General features: G+C 40.7%; 18 protein-coding genes. 6 read left to right on the top strand and 12 right to left on the bottom strand.

Translation table 11 applies throughout. From position 1 onward, the window contains the following. Positions 1–56: 56 nt before the first annotated feature. The 3 genes from PF027_RS02435 to PF027_RS02425 are packed head-to-tail and all read right to left on the bottom strand — an operon-like array spanning position 57 to position 2,923. Positions 57–1,367 (bottom strand): hypothetical protein, encoded by a 1,311-nt coding sequence (locus tag PF027_RS02435; protein WP_270872327.1) that lies wholly within the window; start codon positions 1,365–1,367, stop codon positions 57–59. After that, complete coding sequence (locus tag PF027_RS02430; RefSeq protein ID WP_270872326.1) at positions 1,264–2,142, bottom strand: DNA-methyltransferase; 879 nt, start codon at positions 2,140–2,142, stop codon at positions 1,264–1,266. Before PF027_RS02430 ends, PF027_RS02435 begins: the two co-directional genes overlap by 104 nt. After that, positions 2,129–2,923: a DNA-methyltransferase gene (locus PF027_RS02425; RefSeq protein ID WP_270872348.1), complete on the bottom strand. Its 795-nt coding sequence runs from the start codon at positions 2,921–2,923 to the stop codon at positions 2,129–2,131. Before PF027_RS02425 ends, PF027_RS02430 begins: the two co-directional genes overlap by 14 nt. Before the next feature lie 260 nt (positions 2,924–3,183). Here PF027_RS02425 and PF027_RS02420 point away from each other — a divergent pair, with 260 nt between their 5' ends. Beyond that, positions 3,184–4,287 (top strand): DNA adenine methylase, encoded by a 1,104-nt coding sequence (locus PF027_RS02420; protein WP_270872325.1) that lies wholly within the window; start codon positions 3,184–3,186, stop codon positions 4,285–4,287. 2 nt (positions 4,288–4,289) lie between these two features. After that, complete coding sequence (locus PF027_RS02415; protein WP_270872324.1) at positions 4,290–4,916, top strand: phosphoribosylanthranilate isomerase; 627 nt, start codon at positions 4,290–4,292, stop codon at positions 4,914–4,916. A gap of 32 nt (positions 4,917–4,948) precedes the next feature. Here the strand turns inward: PF027_RS02415 and PF027_RS02410 are convergent, their stop codons facing one another. Continuing rightward, positions 4,949–5,572 carry a superoxide dismutase gene (locus PF027_RS02410; protein ID WP_270872323.1) on the bottom strand — a complete coding sequence of 208 codons (624 nt, stop codon included), beginning with the start codon at positions 5,570–5,572 and terminating at the stop codon, positions 4,949–4,951. Positions 5,573–5,722: 150 nt separating this feature from the next. On the opposite strand from PF027_RS02410, the gene ribH reads away from it, so the two are divergent. Genes ribH through PF027_RS02390 form a run of 4 tightly spaced genes read left to right on the top strand, consistent with a single transcriptional unit; the run spans position 5,723 to position 8,005 of the window. Next, positions 5,723–6,193 (top strand): 6,7-dimethyl-8-ribityllumazine synthase, encoded by a 471-nt coding sequence (gene ribH / locus PF027_RS02405; RefSeq protein ID WP_270865282.1) that lies wholly within the window; start codon positions 5,723–5,725, stop codon positions 6,191–6,193. A gap of 2 nt (positions 6,194–6,195) precedes the next feature. Then, positions 6,196–6,585 (top strand): transcription antitermination factor NusB, encoded by a 390-nt coding sequence (gene nusB / locus PF027_RS02400; RefSeq protein WP_270866664.1) that lies wholly within the window; start codon positions 6,196–6,198, stop codon positions 6,583–6,585. Beyond that, positions 6,582–7,268 (top strand): orotidine-5'-phosphate decarboxylase, encoded by a 687-nt coding sequence (pyrF, locus tag PF027_RS02395; RefSeq protein ID WP_270872322.1) that lies wholly within the window; start codon positions 6,582–6,584, stop codon positions 7,266–7,268. Before nusB ends, pyrF begins: the two co-directional genes overlap by 4 nt. Next, on the top strand, positions 7,265–8,005 hold the full coding sequence (locus PF027_RS02390; protein WP_270862601.1) for a DUF3108 domain-containing protein: 741 nt from the start codon (positions 7,265–7,267) through the stop codon (positions 8,003–8,005). Before pyrF ends, PF027_RS02390 begins: the two co-directional genes overlap by 4 nt. A 1-nt stretch (position 8,006) precedes the next feature. Here PF027_RS02390 and PF027_RS02385 read toward each other — a convergent pair whose 3' ends face one another. The 8 genes from PF027_RS02385 to PF027_RS02350 all read right to left on the bottom strand — a co-directional run bounded on the left by PF027_RS02385 (position 8,007) and on the right by PF027_RS02350 (position 17,511). Next, the gene (locus tag PF027_RS02385) at positions 8,007–8,462 is read right to left on the bottom strand and encodes a hypothetical protein (protein ID WP_270872321.1); all 456 of its coding nucleotides are present in this window, start codon (positions 8,460–8,462) and stop codon (positions 8,007–8,009) included. A 9-nt stretch (positions 8,463–8,471) separates the two neighbouring features. After that, positions 8,472–9,188, bottom strand: coding sequence for a DUF4230 domain-containing protein (locus tag PF027_RS02380; RefSeq protein WP_270858159.1), 717 nt, complete (start codon positions 9,186–9,188; stop codon positions 8,472–8,474). A gap of 22 nt (positions 9,189–9,210) precedes the next feature. Then, a complete protein-coding gene (ilvA, locus tag PF027_RS02375; protein ID WP_270865286.1) occupies positions 9,211–10,422 on the bottom strand; it encodes a threonine ammonia-lyase in 1,212 nt (403 codons plus the stop codon). A gap of 2 nt (positions 10,423–10,424) precedes the next feature. Beyond that, a complete protein-coding gene (locus tag PF027_RS02370; protein WP_270877336.1) occupies positions 10,425–10,814 on the bottom strand; it encodes a CoA-binding protein in 390 nt (129 codons plus the stop codon). Further along, the gene (gene trmA / locus PF027_RS02365; RefSeq protein WP_270862597.1) at positions 10,811–11,920 is read right to left on the bottom strand and encodes a tRNA (uridine(54)-C5)-methyltransferase TrmA; all 1,110 of its coding nucleotides are present in this window, start codon (positions 11,918–11,920) and stop codon (positions 10,811–10,813) included. Before trmA ends, PF027_RS02370 begins: the two co-directional genes overlap by 4 nt. Beyond that, positions 11,907–13,610, bottom strand: a complete 1,704-nt coding sequence (locus tag PF027_RS02360) for a Na+/H+ antiporter NhaC family protein (RefSeq protein ID WP_270877335.1) — start codon at positions 13,608–13,610, stop codon at positions 11,907–11,909. Before PF027_RS02360 ends, trmA begins: the two co-directional genes overlap by 14 nt. 21 nt (positions 13,611–13,631) lie before the next feature. Then, complete coding sequence (locus PF027_RS02355) at positions 13,632–14,876, bottom strand: ankyrin repeat domain-containing protein (protein ID WP_270877334.1); 1,245 nt, start codon at positions 14,874–14,876, stop codon at positions 13,632–13,634. A gap of 85 nt (positions 14,877–14,961) precedes the next feature. Then, positions 14,962–17,511, bottom strand: a complete 2,550-nt coding sequence (locus PF027_RS02350; RefSeq protein WP_270877333.1) for a bifunctional aconitate hydratase 2/2-methylisocitrate dehydratase — start codon at positions 17,509–17,511, stop codon at positions 14,962–14,964. Between the last annotated feature and the right edge of the window lie 79 nt (positions 17,512–17,590).

Genomic DNA, 17,590 nt, shown 5'->3' with positions numbered 1-17,590 from the left:
AAAAACCATAAATTTTGTTAATTTTCAAATTTATGGTTTTTATGATATTTAGCACATTACTTTTCACCCAAAAGTGATTTGTTATAATTTTTAATCAAATCTTGTAATGCGACTTTATATTTTATATTGTCTGTGTATTTTAACACAACTTCATCTCCGACTAAATTATCAAGCACAGCGTCTAAATTCCTAAAATTCAAGCGAATTGCATTTTTTATTTTTTTATCTAGTGTAAAAAGTTTATGCGAATTTGCATCAATATAAATCAAATTTTTCCAATCATCAATAGCTTTTAGAGCATCAATGTCTTTTGCATAGTAAAATGGCACTATGTGATGAAGTTCAAATTGTAAATTTTTGTTTATATTGTGTTCTTTAAAATATTGTTCTTTAATCACCGAGCTTCTTTTAAATATTATTTTTTCGCCTTTTATTGTTGTTTTTAAAAGCAATCGTTCTTGTTTTTCGTCGTGTTCGAAAAGCGACATAAGGTTAAAGTTATTAAACATTGTTTGACTTTCATTTTTCCAGTTATGAAAATCTCTCATATCTGTTTTTTCTCTTTTAAATTTGTCGCACAATTCTTCAACAAAATCACAATATTCGGATACGACATTTTCAGTTGTTTTTCGTCTAGCTTTTAAACTTCTAAATTCGTTTATAAATTCTACAATATTATCTTTTGTTAAAATTTTTCCCTGATATTCTCTGCCTAAATATGTTACAAAAAACATCATCTCACTAACAGTTATATATTGTGGTTGTAATGAATTTAGAATATCTAAAATATCTTGTGCTAAGCCGTTAAAAACATTATCTAATGCAACTCCTAAAATTTTTTGTTCTTCAAAAATATCTTTTGAATTTAAAAATTTTAAACCATTATTATTTATTTTTACATATCTATAATTTCTATATATTTCATTAGGATTGCAAAATTCAATTTTTCCATTTTTTCTCAACGCAAATCTATCGATAAAGCCCATTCTTTGTAAATTTACAAAAAGTATTTTTCGCATTACCATATCTTTATGTCTTGGTATATTTGAACCAATTTCTTCTAATTCTTTATTTACTTTTGTTAAATACTCGCAAAATTCATATTCATCTGGTTTATATTTATAATCATCGTGTATATCACCCTTTGTGTGATATAATAGTTTTTCTTTTGGTAAATTTTTTAAAACAATTTTTATGAATTCTTTATTCCAACGGTAATGCTGTAATTTATGCGTTCCACGATAATCAACTCTTAGCGTTCTATCATAAAGAAATTGAAGGCATTTCAAGGCTGGTTGTATGCCCAATAGTTTTTCTTTGAACTCTTTTTGTATCTTCGATAATTTTGTTTCGAAAGTCTCTTTCATTTTCTTTCTCCATTTCTAAATTTAAACTTTTATCCACAAATTCAATATTTTGTTCGCAACCAATATAATTTCGTCCCAAATCTCTCGCGACTACGCTCGTAATGCCCGTTCCGCTGAATAAATCTAAAACTAAATCATTTTCTTTGCTACTTGCTTTTATCATCCGTTCTATCATCTCTCTTGGCTTTGGCGTGGCGTGATTTTGTTTAGTAACTTTTCCGTTTATTTTATTTTTATGGCGTGTTGAAACTATCTCCCAAACATCAGGACAGAGTTTGCCATTTGGATTAGGATACCAGCGTTTGCCATTTTTTACAATTCCCGTTTTTGTAGCCGCCGCAATTCTATTTGTCGATGAATACGGAATTCTAATGCTATTATGGTTAAAATAATAATCCTTTTGGCTCATTGTATAAAATAAAATGCTTTCTTGGTTATTGTTAAATTTTCTTTTACATGCACTCATACCATCTTTTTTATACCAAGTTATAAAATTTTGAAAAAACACCTTTTTGTCTCTAAGATGATTTAAAAATAAAGCACAATTATAAGGCGTGTTAAATATATAAAAACTTGCATTTGGTTTTAATTTTAAAAGCATTTTATCAATCCACTCAAAGCTAAAATCTAAAAATTCTTTTTCGCTTTTAAATTTATCCCAATCTGCTACTTTTAGATTATACGGCGGGTCGATTATGGCTAAATCTGCAAATTCATTTGGCAATTTATCTAAAAATTTAAAAACATCGCATATATAAATTTTATTTGTTTGCATAGTTTAATTTCTCGCTTATTATATCTTTGTAATATTCATAAAGTTCGTAACCGACAAAATTTCTATTCAGCTCTTTTGCGACTTTTAGAGTAGTTCCGCTCCCAGTAAATGGGTCTAAAATTATATCTTCAACGCAAGAATAAAGCTTAATTAGGCGATAAGGAATTTGTTCTGGCATAATCGCTGGGTGTTTGCCGAAAGCAATATCGTTTTTATTTGGAATAGGAATATTCCAAATTTGCTTTGTAAATTCAACCCACTCTTGTTGTGCTAGTTTGCTTTGTTCTTTAATTTCAGGTCTTACAAAAGTAGATTTTCCGTCTTTTACAAAAATAGTAATAAATTCGCTTGTATTTTGAGCGTAAAAATTTCTAGGATACGGATAGCTTCCAAACATTAAATTCTTACTTGTATTTGTTCTATTCCAAATGTATAAATCTAAAAGAAAGAATTTAGTATTGTGTAAAATGCTGTGCTGAATATCGCTTTGTAAATCGAAAATATGGCGATTATAATGTGTAGTTAAATCTTTTTTAAGCATAGGCATTAAAGGGACATTTATGCAAAGTTTTCCGTTTGGTTTAAGCACCCTAAAACACTCTTTCCAAACCTTTAAAAGCCCTTTTATATAATCATCATAGCTTTTTAAATTTCCCAAATCAGCAATGTTGCTTTTAGAGTGAATTTCGTTTTGGTAGCCGTTTTTTGAATAATCTTTTATATTAAAATACGGCGGACTTGTAATAATCAAATCCACGCAACAATCTGGAATTTCAGACATTTTTTCCGATGATTTATAAAAAACTTGATTTAAAAAATCTTTCATACCAAAAACCAAAGTAGTGAATTTTATGTTTTTATTTGAATTTTGCTTTTAAATTTGACAACAACTCGCTTTTTATCGCAAAAACTCCTTTTTAAAAACGCAAAATTTTAGCAAATTTTACTTTGTAAATATATAAATTTCTATTTTTAATATCGTTAAAAGTCCTAATAATGTATAATTTCAAGCAAATTTATAATATATTAAAGTAAGCATTTATGGCAAATTTAAAAGAAAACGAAAGCTATCTGGGCGAACAGCTTATTAGCTATTTGGGAAACAAACGCTCGCTTTTGGGGGCGATAAATGGCGTTATAACGGACATTAAGGCAAATTTGGGAGCTGAAAAAATCGCTTTTGCCGATGTTTTTAGCGGCAGTGGCGTGGTGGCGAGATTTGCCAAAGCGCACTCAAATTTGGTTTTGGCAAATGATTTGGAAAAATACTCTTTCATCATAAATTCGTGCTATTTGGAGAATTTAACGCCCCAGTTAAGAGCAAATTTAGCTAAATTTCATGCCGAAATTTTAGCGAATTTTAAGCCGTGCGAGAGCTTTATCAGCGAACTTTACGCCCCAAAAGACGATGAAAAAATCAAAAAAGGCGAAAGGGTTTTTTACTCACGCCAAAACGCCCTTATTTTGGGTGGTTTGCGTAAAGCCATATCGAAAATTCCTGAGCAATTTCAAAAATACTTCATCGCTCCGCTTCTAAGCGAAGCTAGTATCCACTCAAACACAGGCGGCGTTTTTAAGGGCTTTTACAAGGACAAAAACGGCGTGGGGAAGTTCGGCGGAAGTGGCGAAAATGCGCTATCTCGCATTTTGGGCGAGATTTCACTTCCAATGCCGGTTTTTTCAAATTTCACAAGCGATTTTCAGGTTTTTCAGAGTGATGCTTACGAGTTTAGCAAACTAGCTCCAAGCGTGGATATAGCGTATTTTGACCCGCCGTATAACCAGCACCCTTATGGTTCGAATTATTTTATGCTAAATTTAATCGCTGATTTTAAAGCACCAAATTTAGGGGATTTAAGCGAAGTTAGCGGTATCCCAAACGGCTGGAACCGCTCGAATTACAACAAAAAATCTCGTGCCGCAGATGAATTTTTCACGCTTTTGGCTGAATTTAGGGCAAAATATTTGATAATCTCGTTTAATTCAGAAGGCTTCATCAGCGAAGATGAGTTTTTAAAAAATCTTGCTCTCATCGGTAAAGTGGGAAAAATCGAGATAAAATACCCTGCGTATCGTGCTTCAAGGAACTTGCGAAACCGAAATTTGCATGTAACCGAGTATCTGTATATCGTCAAAAAGGCGTGAAAATGGGCGTTGCAAGAACAAAAATCAAAATTTGCGGGATTAAAAATTTAGCCGAAGCAAAAAGCGTTTTAGAGTGCGAATACAGCGGCGTTAGAGTGGATTTTTTAGGTTTAATTTTTGCCCAAAGTCCGCGAAAAGTAACGCCCGAAATAGCAAAAGAAATTTCAAATTTAGTGCATAAATTTGGGCGAAAAAGTGTCGGCGTTTTTACCGATACGAGCGATGATGAGATTTTGCAAATTTGCAAATTTGCAAATTTAAATGTGGCTCAAATTTATAAAGAAATTTCGCTAAATTTAAAGCAAAATCTTGCAAATTTGGGTGTCGAAGCGTGGCAGGTCGTGCGTGTGAAAGATGAAATTGGGGATTTAAAAAATTTAAACTATGATAAAATTTTGTTTGATTACAAAGGCGAAAAAATGGGCGGAAACGGCGAAAGCTTCGAGTGGAAAATGCTAAAAAATCTGCAAATTCCATTTATCCTAGCTGGCGGTATCGGCGCGCAAAACCTCGCAAACGCCCTAAAAATAAAGCCATTTTGCCTCGATATCAATAGCAAAGCAGAAAACGAAAATGGCATAAAAAACCCAGCAAAAATAATGGAAATTTTAAAGATTTGCGCGCAGTAAATCCACGCGCAAAATAAGAAGCGAAATCAAAATCAGTCGTTGCCGTGAAGCTCATCTATGTAGAATTTCACCGAGCCCATACCCTCTTTCAGAGCCCACTCGTAGGCACTTGATACGAACTCCCAATTGATTCCAGCATAAAATTTCTCCAAATACGCTGGGCGCGCGTTGCAAACATCGATATAGTATGCGTGCTCCCACACATCGACTACTAGAAGCGGCACAAGCCCGTCGCGCGCAGGTGTATCGGCGTTTTTCGTAGCGACAATCGAAAGCTTTTTAGTAGCTGGATCGCACACTAGCCACACCCAGCCAGAGCCAAAGTGAGCCGTCGCTGCCGCGATAAACTCAGCTTTAAAATCAGCGAAATTTTCAGCCAATGCCGATTTTAGCGCCTCGCTTGGCTTGCTAACTTTTGCGATACAATCCCAATAAAAGTCGTGGTTATACACCTGCGCCGCGTTGTTAAAAACCCCGCCAGTAGCGTTCATTACGATATCATAAAGCCCCTTGCCCGCAAACTCGCCACTTTCGGTCATTTTATTTAAATTTGCCACATAAGTTGCGTGGTGTTTGCCGTGGTGATACTCACAGGTTTTTGCGCTTACTACGGCGTTTTTCTCTGCCTCGAAAGGTAAATTTCTAAGTTTAAACATATTCTCTCCTTTAAAAAAATTATCCTCTATGATACAAAACTCTCTTAAACAAAAGATAAATTTTATCCTTTAATTGAAATTTATAAATTTATTAAAAATTTTGCCTAATTTGGCTAAACTTAGCGAATTTTGAAATTTAAAGGATATAAAATGAACATTATTGAAGGAAATTTGACCCTAAACGGCGATGAAAAAATCCTAATCATCAACGCCAGATTTAACCACATCATCACAGATCGCCTAGTCGAAGGCGCTCACGACGCATTTTTGCGACATGGCGGCAAAGAGGAAAATTTAAGCCTAATGCTAGTCCCTGGCGCATTTGAAATCCCGCTCGCCCTAGAAAAGGCACTTTTATCGAAAAAATACGACGCCGTCGTCTGCGTAGGCGCAGTCATCAGAGGCAGCACACCGCATTTTGACTATGTCAGCGCAGAGGTCAGCAAGGGTATCGCAAACACCATGCTTCGCCACGGCGCGCCAGTTACCTTTGGCGTGCTTACCACAGATACTATCGAGCAAGCGATTGAGCGCGCAGGCTCAAAAGCCGGCAACAAGGGCTTTGAAGCGATGACAGGCGTAATCGAAATGCTAAGCTTATTTCGCGAAATAAAGGCGTAATCATGGCAACAAGACACCAAGCGCGATTGGCGGTGATTTCGCTACTTTACGCAAAAGATATGAACGAAGAAAAGCCTGAGTTTGAAAACGAGTATTTAGAAGAAAAAAAGATTAGAAACGAGCAGAGAAACTGGACGCTAGGCCTGCTTCACAGCGTGCGCGATAATACAGAGACAATTGACGCGCTTTTAAACGAGTATTTGAAGGAATTTAAACTACACGAAATTTCGGCGGTTGAGCGCGCTATTTTGCGACTTGGCGCGTATGAGTTGCGTTTCAGTGATACAGACGCTGGTATCATCATAAACGAAGCCGTAACCGCAGCCAAGGAGCTTGGCGCGTCCTCAAAGCTAATAAACGGCGTTTTAGACGCTATTAAGGTCGTAAAATGAAGCTTTGCGTAGCCTTAGATATGGCTAGCAAAGAGCAAAATTTAGCTTTGAGTGCGAATTTAGCGCAATTTGGGAATCAAATTTGGCTCAAAGTCGGCCTGCGCTCGTATCTGCGAGACGGAGCGAAATTTATCGAAGAACTCAAAAAAATTGCAAATTTTAAAATTTTCTTAGATCTTAAATTTTACGATATCCCAAACACCATGGCTGACGCCGCGCAGGTCGTAGCAGGTCTTGGCGTAGATATGATAAACTTGCACGCAAGCGCTGGAAAGCGCGCTATGAGCGAGGTTATGAACCGCTTAGGCGCACTAAATACCCGCCCGCTCGTGCTTGGCGTATCGGCTCTGACAAGCTTTAACGAGAGCGAATTTGGCGAAATTTACAATGATGAAATTGCGCCAAGCGTGGTGAAATTTTCGCGTTTTGCGCATGAGTGCGGGCTAGATGGCATGGTCTGCTCGGTTTTTGAATCAAACGCGATTAAAAATGCCACAAACGACGAATTTATCACACTTTGCCCTGGCGTGCGACCTTTTGGCGAGAGTGCAAACGATCAAGCGCGCGTGGCAAATTTAAACGACGCTAAAAGCGCAAACGCCGATTTTATCGTGGTCGGTCGCCCGATTTATCAAGCGCATAATCCAGAGCAAATCGTAAATCAAATTTTGGCTAGCTTATGAGAGTTTTAGCATTTCTTTTTTTCTTTTTCGGCGCAGTATTTGGCGAGACTATCGAGGCGCACTACGATATTTCTTACGGCGTTTTTGGCGTCGTGGGGCATGCTGATGCTAAATTAGTCAAAACCGCCAAAACCTACGAAATCACGCTAAATGCGAGGGCTTATGGGATCGCTGGCTCGCTAAGCGGGGATAGAAGGGAGAAATTTTACTCCAAAGGAAGCGTTGTGGGCGAGATTTTAAAACCCAAAATTTACCGCCACGAAGTCGAGCGCAAAAAAGGCAAAAAAACCATAAACACGCGCCAAATTTTCACATTTGATTACAACAACAAACGCATTAGAGAGCAGAAATTTAAGGGCGAAAACGGCGATTTGCGCCCTAGTAGCGACAAAATTTTGCCATATTTTGCGACAAACGACCTGCTAAGCGTGTTTTTTAATTTCGGCAAAATTCCGCACAAAGGCGATATGTTTTTCCTAACCGCAGCCGGAGCCAAAAATGAAACCGGGCGCATAGATGTGCAAATCCCGCGTGGCAAACACGCCAAAGCTATCCAAAACGCCTTGCAGACGAGCTCGAACCCATTTATCGTTTTTATAAATCAAAAGATTTTTTCTAGCAAAAAGGGCGAACTCTACCTCTCGCTAAATCGCCAAGAAATCGCAGAAAATGTGATTTTAAAAGATGTTTTGTTTTTCGGCGATATCCATGCTAAGCTAACTGAGGCCAAATTTTAGCCTAAAATTCATATCCGAAAATTTTAATGCCCTCTTCTAGTTTTTCGTAGCGAATTTGCGGAAATTTTGCTAGCAAATCTAACACCATTTCCAAATCATTTTTTTTCATTTTATCGTAGCTTTGTGGTATGAAAATCCACGCTATCTCATCGTATGCAAAAACCCCGATTTTAAAGGCGATTTGCGCGTTTTGTATCTGCCATTTGGAGCTGTTTTTGATAGCGTAAAAATTCGGAAAAAGGATTTTTTTTATGATAAAGCATTTACAAAAGCTAAATTCGCCAAAAAAGCCCGCCCAAAGCTCATCTGGCACGAAATAGCCCTTGGCTTTGAGCCGTTTTTTCTCCCTGCTTAGGCGAATCGGAGTGATAAATCGCTCGAATTTAGCGTAAATTTTGCGCTTAAAGCTCGTATAATACGAAAAATACAGCTTAAACAGCGCCTCGTAAGCCTGCAACGCTCGCCCTTATTTCTCTTCGATTTGCGATTTTAGCGAGCTTGCGATAGAAATATCGCTTGGATTGATATCGATTGTCTCTAATGCCTTGTCTTGGAAGACAAAGCCGATTTCTTTGGCGCCAAAACTTTTTGCTATGGTTTCAAGTGTGTCGGTTGCGGATTTGTGGATTTTGCCCCCTAAATCGTTTATGATTTTAAGCGAGAGTGCCTTAACCTCGTTTTTCGCGTCGTCGATTAGGCGGTTTTTATCGCTCTCATCAAAGCTTGACCCAAAAATACCATTTAGCGAATCAGGCAGCAAAAACGGCAAAAGTTTGGAATTTTGCTCGTCGTAAATTTTCATATCCTTAATCGAATATTTGTATTTGCAAGGTGGCATTTTGATCTCGTATTTGTCCTCGCCACGCGGAATTATGCTAAATTCAGGACTTAGCAGGTCATAGACGAAATCTATCTCAAACTCAAAAATAATCGCAATCTGTTTTTTCGTCATCAGTGGCGAAACTAGTGAGCCAAGGAAGCCGTCAGCGACATTTTCTTTGCGCGTAACAATCTCTTTGGAATAAATTTTAAACACGCTTAGCTCGCCTATGCTTTTTAGGCGCGTAATATCCGTGCTAATCTCCGTTTTAGGGGCATTTGCGCCAGATTTTTTCATACGCAAAAACATATAAACCAAAATCACAAAAATTAAAAAATTTAAGATAAAAGCCAAATTTTCCAAATTTTATCCTTTCAAATTTCGCCTAAAACAGCTCTTTGAAATCATATCCTGCGCTTTTTAACGCCCACGCAATCTCCTCTTGGTGCGCCTTGCCCTTGGTTTCTAGCGTGATTGTAATTTGCGCATCGCCGTATTCGATCTCGGTCGAGAAGCGATCATAGTCGATTTTGACGATGTTTGCGTTCGCATCACGCAAAACATTTGTAAGCTTGGTTAGCGAGCCTGGTTTATCCACGAGCGTGACATTTATCGTCATTTTGCGGTGAGATTTGATAAGACCTTTTTCGATGATGATGTTTAGCATCTGCACATCGATATTTCCACCACTTAAAATAATGCCGATTTTAGCGCCTTCTTCAAAGCTAAATTTATGATTTATCAGCGCAGCCACGCCCACAGCTCCTGCGCCCTCGACGATGATTTTTTGATTTTCTAGCAGATACAAAATCGCGCTTGCGACCTCCTCATCATCGACTTGGACGAACTCATCGACGCTTTCTAAAATATGTTTTAGCGTGATTTCGCTAGTATCACGCACCGCGATACCATCGGCGATAGTGCGCACACTCTGAGAGTTTATCGCCTTTTTGGCTACGAAGCTATCGTGCATAGCAGGCGCGCCCTTTGCACCAACAGCGATGATTTTTATATCAGGATTGATTTGTTTAGCACAGCTTGCCACGCCACTGATTAGTCCGCCACCGCCCACAGGCGCTATGATATAGTCGAGATCCGCGACATCTTCTAGCATTTCAAGCGCGATTGTGCCCTGTCCTGCTTGGACTAGCTCATCATCGAAAGGATGGACAAAGGTAAGGTTGTTTTCCTTGGCGTATTCGAGCGCATAAGCGTAAGCCTCGTCGAAATTATCGCCTTTTAGGATAATCTCAGCCCCCAAAGCCTTGGTGCCACTGACCTTTAAAAGCGGAGTTGCTTCTGGCATGACGATTACGGCGCGCACGCCAAATTTTTGCGCACTCATAGCCACGCCTTGCGCATGGTTGCCTGCACTCGCTGCGATTACGCCACGGCTCTTTTCATCTTCGCTAAGATGAGCGATTTTGTTGTATGCGCCACGAATTTTATACGCACCTGTGCGTTGTAAATTCTCATTTTTTAGATAAATTTGCGCCCCATAAATTTCGCTTAACTTTGGTGCGAAAGCAAAGGGTGTTTTATGCACAAAAGCCGCTATTGTGCGTTTTGCTTGAACTATTTTATTTAAATCTACCATTTTTAGCCTTTCAAATTTTTATGCTCTATCATTATGCACTTGTTTTGGATAAAATTTACTCCATTTTTTTGCGCGAGAAAAGCCACGCTGTCGTTAAAAATGCCAACTTGCAACCAAAGCATTTTGGCTTTACACGCCAAAACATCGCTAAAAAGCGCATTTGCGAACTCGCCTTTTCGAAACATAACGACAATGTCGATTTTATCATTTATTTCTTTTAAATTTCTATAAACCTTTCTGCCTAAAATTTCATCAAATCTAGGATAAATCGGAAAAATTTTAAAATTTTGCGCGGCTAAATACTGCCCCACGCGGTTGCTTGGCTTGCTCTGATTTGGGCTAAGCCCCACGATAGCGATATTTTTGGCATTTTGTAAAATTTCACTTATCACGCTAACGCCTTTAAAATCACGCCACACTCGACATGATTAGTGTGCGCGAACTGATCGAAAATCGCAAATTTCTCCAACTTATGCGTTTTGCAAAGTGCGCTTAAATTTTGCTTTAAACTTTGCGGATTGCACGAAATGTAGATTATGTTTTTGTAATCTTTGATGAAATTTAGCACGCTTGCTTCAAGCCCTGCGCGCGGTGGATCTACCAAAATATGCGAGATTTCATAGCCTTGCAAATCCACCCCCTCTAAGCGGGTAAATTCGCGCTTCCTAGCAAATGCGCTCATTAGCTCATCTGCGCTTAGGCGCACAAATTTTATGTTTTTGGCGCCGTTTTTTTGCGCGTTTAAAAGTGCGTTTTTTATGCTATTTTTGCTAATTTCATTTGCCAAAATTTGGCGAAATTTAGCACTTAGCGGGATTGTGAAATTCCCATGTCCGCAATACATTTCAAGCAAATCTTTTTTAGGCGTTTTCTCATCGCCCACTGCGCCTAACACCCACGAAATCATCTTTTCATTAACGCCTCTGTTTGGCTGCGAAAACGCCGTAGCTTCGAAAGTGTAGCGATAAGCTTGTCCCTTTATTTCAAACTCGTCTTCTAAATTTTCCCTGCCAAAAATGAGCTTTTTCCCGCGCGATCTAGCGATTAAATTTAGCCCTAAATTTCTGGCTAAATTTGCCAAATTTGCCTCGATTTCCACGACATTTCGGTGATATAAAAGCACGCATAAAAAATCATTTTTCGTGGCGATAAACTCGCACCCAAACAGCCTAAATTTCAAAACCTCATCGCCCCGCAAAATCGGCAAAACTCTATCCATAAAGCTTTGGATTTTTTCATCTACGATAGGGCAGTTTTGCACGAAAACACGCTCTTTATCCCTGCCCCGCATACTAAAATGAAGCTCCTCGCCCTCGTGAAAAATCCCAAATTCAGCCCGCGAACGAAATGCGCTTTCTTTGGAGGCAAAAACCTCGATTTCGCCAGTATAAAACGGCGCAAACTCCGCGCTTATGCGCTCTTTTTTTAAATTCAACTGCTCTTTGTAAGGCAAATCATAAACGCAACTTCCACAAATACCAAATTTATCGCACTTCACCGCTTACCTTTTTGCCTAAAATTCGTATCGCAAGCACGGTTACGCCAAGCCCAAAGACTAGGCAGACCCAGACATTTACCCCAAAGCTAGCTGGCAAAAACCCGCAAAGTGTGCTGATGATACCCACGACGATAGCGTAAGGTAGCTGAGTGCTGACATGCTCGATATGATCGCAACCTGCGCCCATTGAGGAGAGGATTGTGGTATCTGAAATCGGCGAGCAGTGATCGCCAAAAATCGCCCCTGTAAAAACCGAGCTGATATTTAAACACATAAAAGCATGAAATTCATCGCCGCTAAGGCCGTATTTTGCCCCCACAGAGGCAGCTAGTGGCACAGCGAGTGGAGTTACGATACCCATAGTGCCAAAGCTAGTGCCTGTTGAAAATGAAATAATCGAGCTTAGCACGAAAATCACGAGCGCAAGTAGCACCATAGGGGTGCTCTCGCCTAGCAAATCGACAAGGTATTTTGAGGTGCCAAGCTCTTTTATCGTAGAGCTTAGTGACCACGCAAAAAGCAGAATTAAAACGGTTGTGAGCATGGTTTTCCAGCCCCCAATCCAAATTTCAATCCCCTCTTTGATACCATAAATTTTTTGCCACAGCCCCAAAACTATGCCGATTATCGACGAAAACATAGCCGCCTGAAACAGCACCACGGAAGCGTCAGCCCCGCTAAATGCCGTTCTAATAGAAACGAAGGAAAACGGATCTGCTTGCACAGCCTTTAATTCCTCTTCGCCAAGCGCGCCAAGTCCGTTTGCATAAAACCCAATCACGCTTAGCACAATCATCGCTCCAAGCGGAATTAAAGCATTAATCTTGCGCGGTTCGATACCCTCTTTTGGGCTAAATGCTTGATCTTCTAAATTTGCGATTTTAAAGTCCCGTCCGCCATTTTTGCCAGCACGAGACGCCATTTCGGCGCGATACATAGGGCCAAATTCCCTCATCATCACAGCACTTGCCACGACAAAGAAAAGCATGTAAATATTATAAAATCTATATGGGATTGTCTCCACAAAAATCGTAAATGCGTTGATATCCTCGACGCCGATTTGCGCATACGCTTCCTTAATCGCCGAAATCTCAACCCCAACCCAAGTCGAAATCAGCGCAATTCCAGTTATCGGCGCAGCTGTCGCGTCGATGATAAAGGCAAATTTTGCACGCGAAATTTTAAATCTATCCATCAAAGGACGCATTATAGGCCCCAAAATAAGGGCGTTTGCGTAATCATCAAAGAAAATAATTATTCCCATAAACCAAGTGTAAATTTGCGCCCTAACCCCAGTATGCGCCCTAGCCCCAAGCCACATAGCAAGGGCTTTGGTGCCGCCACTTTTGGTAACTAGCGCGATTAAGCCTCCGATACACATAACTTGAAGCAAAATTCCCGCATTCCACGCATCAGCCATGGAGGCAACCACGCGCGAGCACAAATCCGTAAAAGCTACGACAAAGGCTGAAAGCACGCCATTATCGTTCATACCGATAAGAAATGTCCCGCTTAACACGCCCAAAAATAGCGATAAAATGACATCTTTGGTGATAAATGCAAGAGCGATTGCCACAAGTGGCGGAATCAGCGTCAGTGCGCCGTAAATGCTTGCATTTTTTTCAGCTGGGCTAAGCTCCACGCCAAAGACAAAAAACGGAAGCAAAAAAATAAATAAAATCCTAAACATAAATTTCCTTTTTGTATTAGATTAGTTCGCTATATCTTCGAAATTTTCCTCTGCCATGCTTCCCATGAAATCCCCATTATTCGCGCTTACACTAGGTTTAAGTCCGATAGATTTGAGGTATTCTTGAATCTTTTCATCGCCACCAAAAATAGCGTAATCAAGCGCGTTTAGCCCAGCCTCATCTACTCTTTTTTCATCTGCGCCTGATTTGACCAAAAGCTCGGTGATTTCTTTGTTTCCATGTAGTGCCGAATACATTAGCAAACTAGCACCCAAATCATTAAACGCACACGCGTCCGAATACCCGCCAAGCGAAGCTAGCGCGCCCTTTTCGGTAGAGCCGATTTGGCGGACATTGACACTTGCGTGGTTATAGACCATGAAATTTACCATTTCGTAGTTTTTGCTAGCCACAGCGTAGAAAATCGGGGTTTGGCCAAGTTGATTTTTGTGCGATACTTGCGCGCCTTTGGAGATTAGAAATTTAGCATTTTTTAAATTTGACATAGCGTAAAATAGCGCGCTATCGTCCCCGTCGTTGATCTTCGCCCCACGCGTAATAAGTGCGTCGATAAATTTCGTATCATATCCTAGCAAAAGCGCCAAATTTAGCGCACCGCTAAGGTCGTTTGTGCTGTAAGTGTCGCTGCTTAAAAGCACATTAAACTCATCTATATTTACCCTGTTTTTAAGGGCTAATTCGAGCTTATTATACGCATCGATACTGCGATTTTTAGCCGCGTATAGGGCGAATTCGCTCAGCACAAAACCCGCAATCTCGCTAGCCTCATTTGGGGATAAATTTGCGCTAAAATGGCTTTGTAATGCCGTTTTTGCCAAATTTATCTCAGAGATAAAATTTTTGAAATTTATGAAATTTATAAATTTTTGCTCAGAGTAAAATTCTAAAATTTCTAGCGCATTTGCATACGCTGCGCCTAAATTTTTCTGCTTAGCCTCGCGCAAAAATCCCTCGCTATCCATGCCAGCCTGCGCTAACATGCGTTCGAATTTTTTCTCATTTATGCTAGCTTCGTTTCCCACGCACTCGATACTCTCGCTCCTAATCGTCCTAGCTAAATTTTGCAAATTTCGCAAAAATGAAGCCTCTACAAGCGAGCCCTTGCAATCATAATCGCTCAGCAAAAGTTCGCTAGGGCTTGGCGTGCTGGCAAAATAGGCTTTCGGATCTGCCTCGATATCGGCGCAGGTCGCGCCAAAAGCACAGATTGCGCCAAATATCCATAAAATCAAAATTCTTTGCATAACCAACCTTGTCAAATTTAACCCGCCATTTTAGCGAAATTTTGCTTATTTAAACTTATTAGCGCAAAATGCGCTAATTCGTGGCTTAGAGCGCGAAATTTTCTTCCTCGTTAAAATTTAAATAACGATAAATTTCGCTATTTTTGCCATTTAATTTCTCGCGCACTATCTCTTTGTATTCCCTCGCGCTAGGAATTCTGCCTAGCATCGCGCAAACAGCGGCTAATTCGGCACTGGCTAAATATACCTTAGCGCCCATACCCATGCGATTATCGAAATTTCTAGTCGAAGTTGAGACCACGACCGCATTATCTTTTACGCGCGCTTGATTTCCCATACACAGCGAGCACCCAGGCACCTCTGTGCGCGCTCCTACCGCACCAAATACGCTATACACGCCCTCTTCTTTGAGTTTTGCCTCGTCCATTTTCGTAGGCGGTGCTATCCAAAGGCGGGCTGGTGTTTGCGCGCTACCCTTTAAAATCTGCGCTGCGGCGCGATAATGCCCGATATTTGTCATACAACTTCCGATGAAAACCTCATCGATATTTTTCGCCCTTGTCTCATCGGCTAAAATTTCGCTTAGCGTTGCGACATCGTCAGGGTCATTAGGGCAGGCTAAAATCGGCTCTGTAATCTCACCCAAATCTATTTCAATCACTTCTGCGTATTTTGCGTTTTCATCGGCTTTTAGAAGTGTCGGATTTTCTAGCCATTTTTTCATTTTTTCGCCCCTTATAGCTAGTGCGTCGCTGTTTTGATAACCAGCTTTTATCATAGCGTCGATTAGAGCGATATTTGAGCGTATGTATTCGCACACACTCTCGGTATTTAGCGCGATTGCGCACGCCGCTGCACTTCTCTCAGCGCTAGCGTCGCTTAGCTCGAAAGCCTGCTCGGCCTTTAAATTTTCAAGCCCTTCAATCTCTAAAATTTTGCCTGCAAATATATTTTTCTTGCCCTTTTTCTCGACGCTCAATAAGCCTTTTTTAATCGCATAGTAAGGAATTGCATTTACCAAATCGCGCAAAGTAATGCCCTCTTGCAACTTGCCCTTAAATCTCACAAGCACAGATTCTGGCATATTTAGTGGCATACTTCCAGTAACTGCTGCAAACGCTACTAGACCGCTACCTGCTGGAAAGCTAATGCCGATTGGAAATCTCGTGTGGCTATCTCCGCCCGTACCTACGCTATCAGGGAGCACCATACGATTTAGCCATGAGTGGATTACTCCGTCCCCTGGGCGTAGTGCCACGCCACCACGACTACTCATAAAAGGCGGAAGTGTTCGGTGCGTGATAGTATCGCTTGGCTTAGGATAGGCTGCTGTGTGGCAAAAGCTTTGAAGCACGAAATCTGCGCCAAATCCAAGGCTAGCAAGCTCTTTAATCTCATCGCGCGTCATAGGGCCTGTGGTGTCTTGCGAACCCACAGTTAGCGTGAGTGGCTCGACATACATACCAGCTCTCACGCCCGCCATGCCACAGGCTTTGCCGACGATTTTTTGCGCGAGAGTGTAACCTGCGCTCTCGTCAAATTTAGGTTGCTCTGGTCTAGTAAAAATCTCATCATCGCCTAAGCCTAGCTCTTTTCTAGCCTTAGCGCAAAGCCCTCTTGCGATGATTAGCGGGATTCGCCCGCCGGCTTTGTATTCATCGAAAATCGTATTTGGGCTCAGGCTAAATTTGCAAACAACCTCGCCATTTTTGACAATCTCGCCCTTGTATGGATAAATCTCGATTTCATCGCCCATTTCGAGGTTTTCCACACTCGCTTCGATTGGCAGAGCACCGCTATCTTGGGCTGTGTTGAAAAAAATCGGCGCGATGACCGAGCCTATGATTACACCGCCTGTTTTTTTGTTTGGGATACCATAAATTTCCTCGCCGATATGCCATTGAACCGAATTCACGCCACTTTTACGGCTACTTCCCGTTCCTACGACATCGCCCACATACACGACCTGCCTACCGCTTTTTTTAAGCTGGGCGATTGTTTCTAGGCTACCGGCTTGGCGTTTGCTAAGCATGCTTAGAGCGTGAAGCGGGATATCCGAACGCGTGAAAGCCTCGCTAGCAGGGCTTAAATCATCTGTGTTTGTCTCGCCAGCGACCTTGAAAACCACGCCTTTGATACACTCGCTCAGAGATTTTTTCGCCCTAAACCACTCCATATTCGCCCACGCTTCAAGCACAGCTTTTGCGTGAGCGTTGCCCTTTTTTGCCAGCCTTGCGACCTCTACGAAATAATCATGCACGAAAATCGTCCTACCAAGAGCCACTGCTGCACCCTTTGCGGTGGCTTCATCTGCGCTTTGTAATGCGCGAATTAGCTCAATCACGCTGTATCCGCCAAGCATACGCTCTAACATCACAAAAGCCTCATCTTTGCTAATGCCAGCCACGCTACAATCGCCGTTTATGATTTCGCCCAAAAACTCAGCCTTGATTTTAGCGGCATCATCGACGCCAGGGTTAATGCGTGTTTTTAAAATTTCGATTAATTTTTCGCTTGGATTGGTTTTTAGGATTTCGCATAGCTGCTTGGTTTGCTCGGCGCTAAGTGCTAGTGGCGGGATACCTAGCTTCGCGCGCTCATTTACGCTGGATTCGTAGTTTTGTAAAAAGTCCATATTTTGCCCCTTTTTGGTAAAATTTCGGACAATTTTACAATAAATTTGATTAAATAGTTAAATTCACAGGAATTTTAAA

It is taken from the genome of Campylobacter sp. VBCF_01 NA2, from assembly GCF_027797205.1.
Lineage (GTDB): Bacteria > Campylobacterota > Campylobacteria > Campylobacterales > Campylobacteraceae > Campylobacter_B.
The sequence above is the reverse complement of the archived record's forward strand: the minus strand, read 5'-3'. Positions and strand labels throughout refer to the sequence as shown.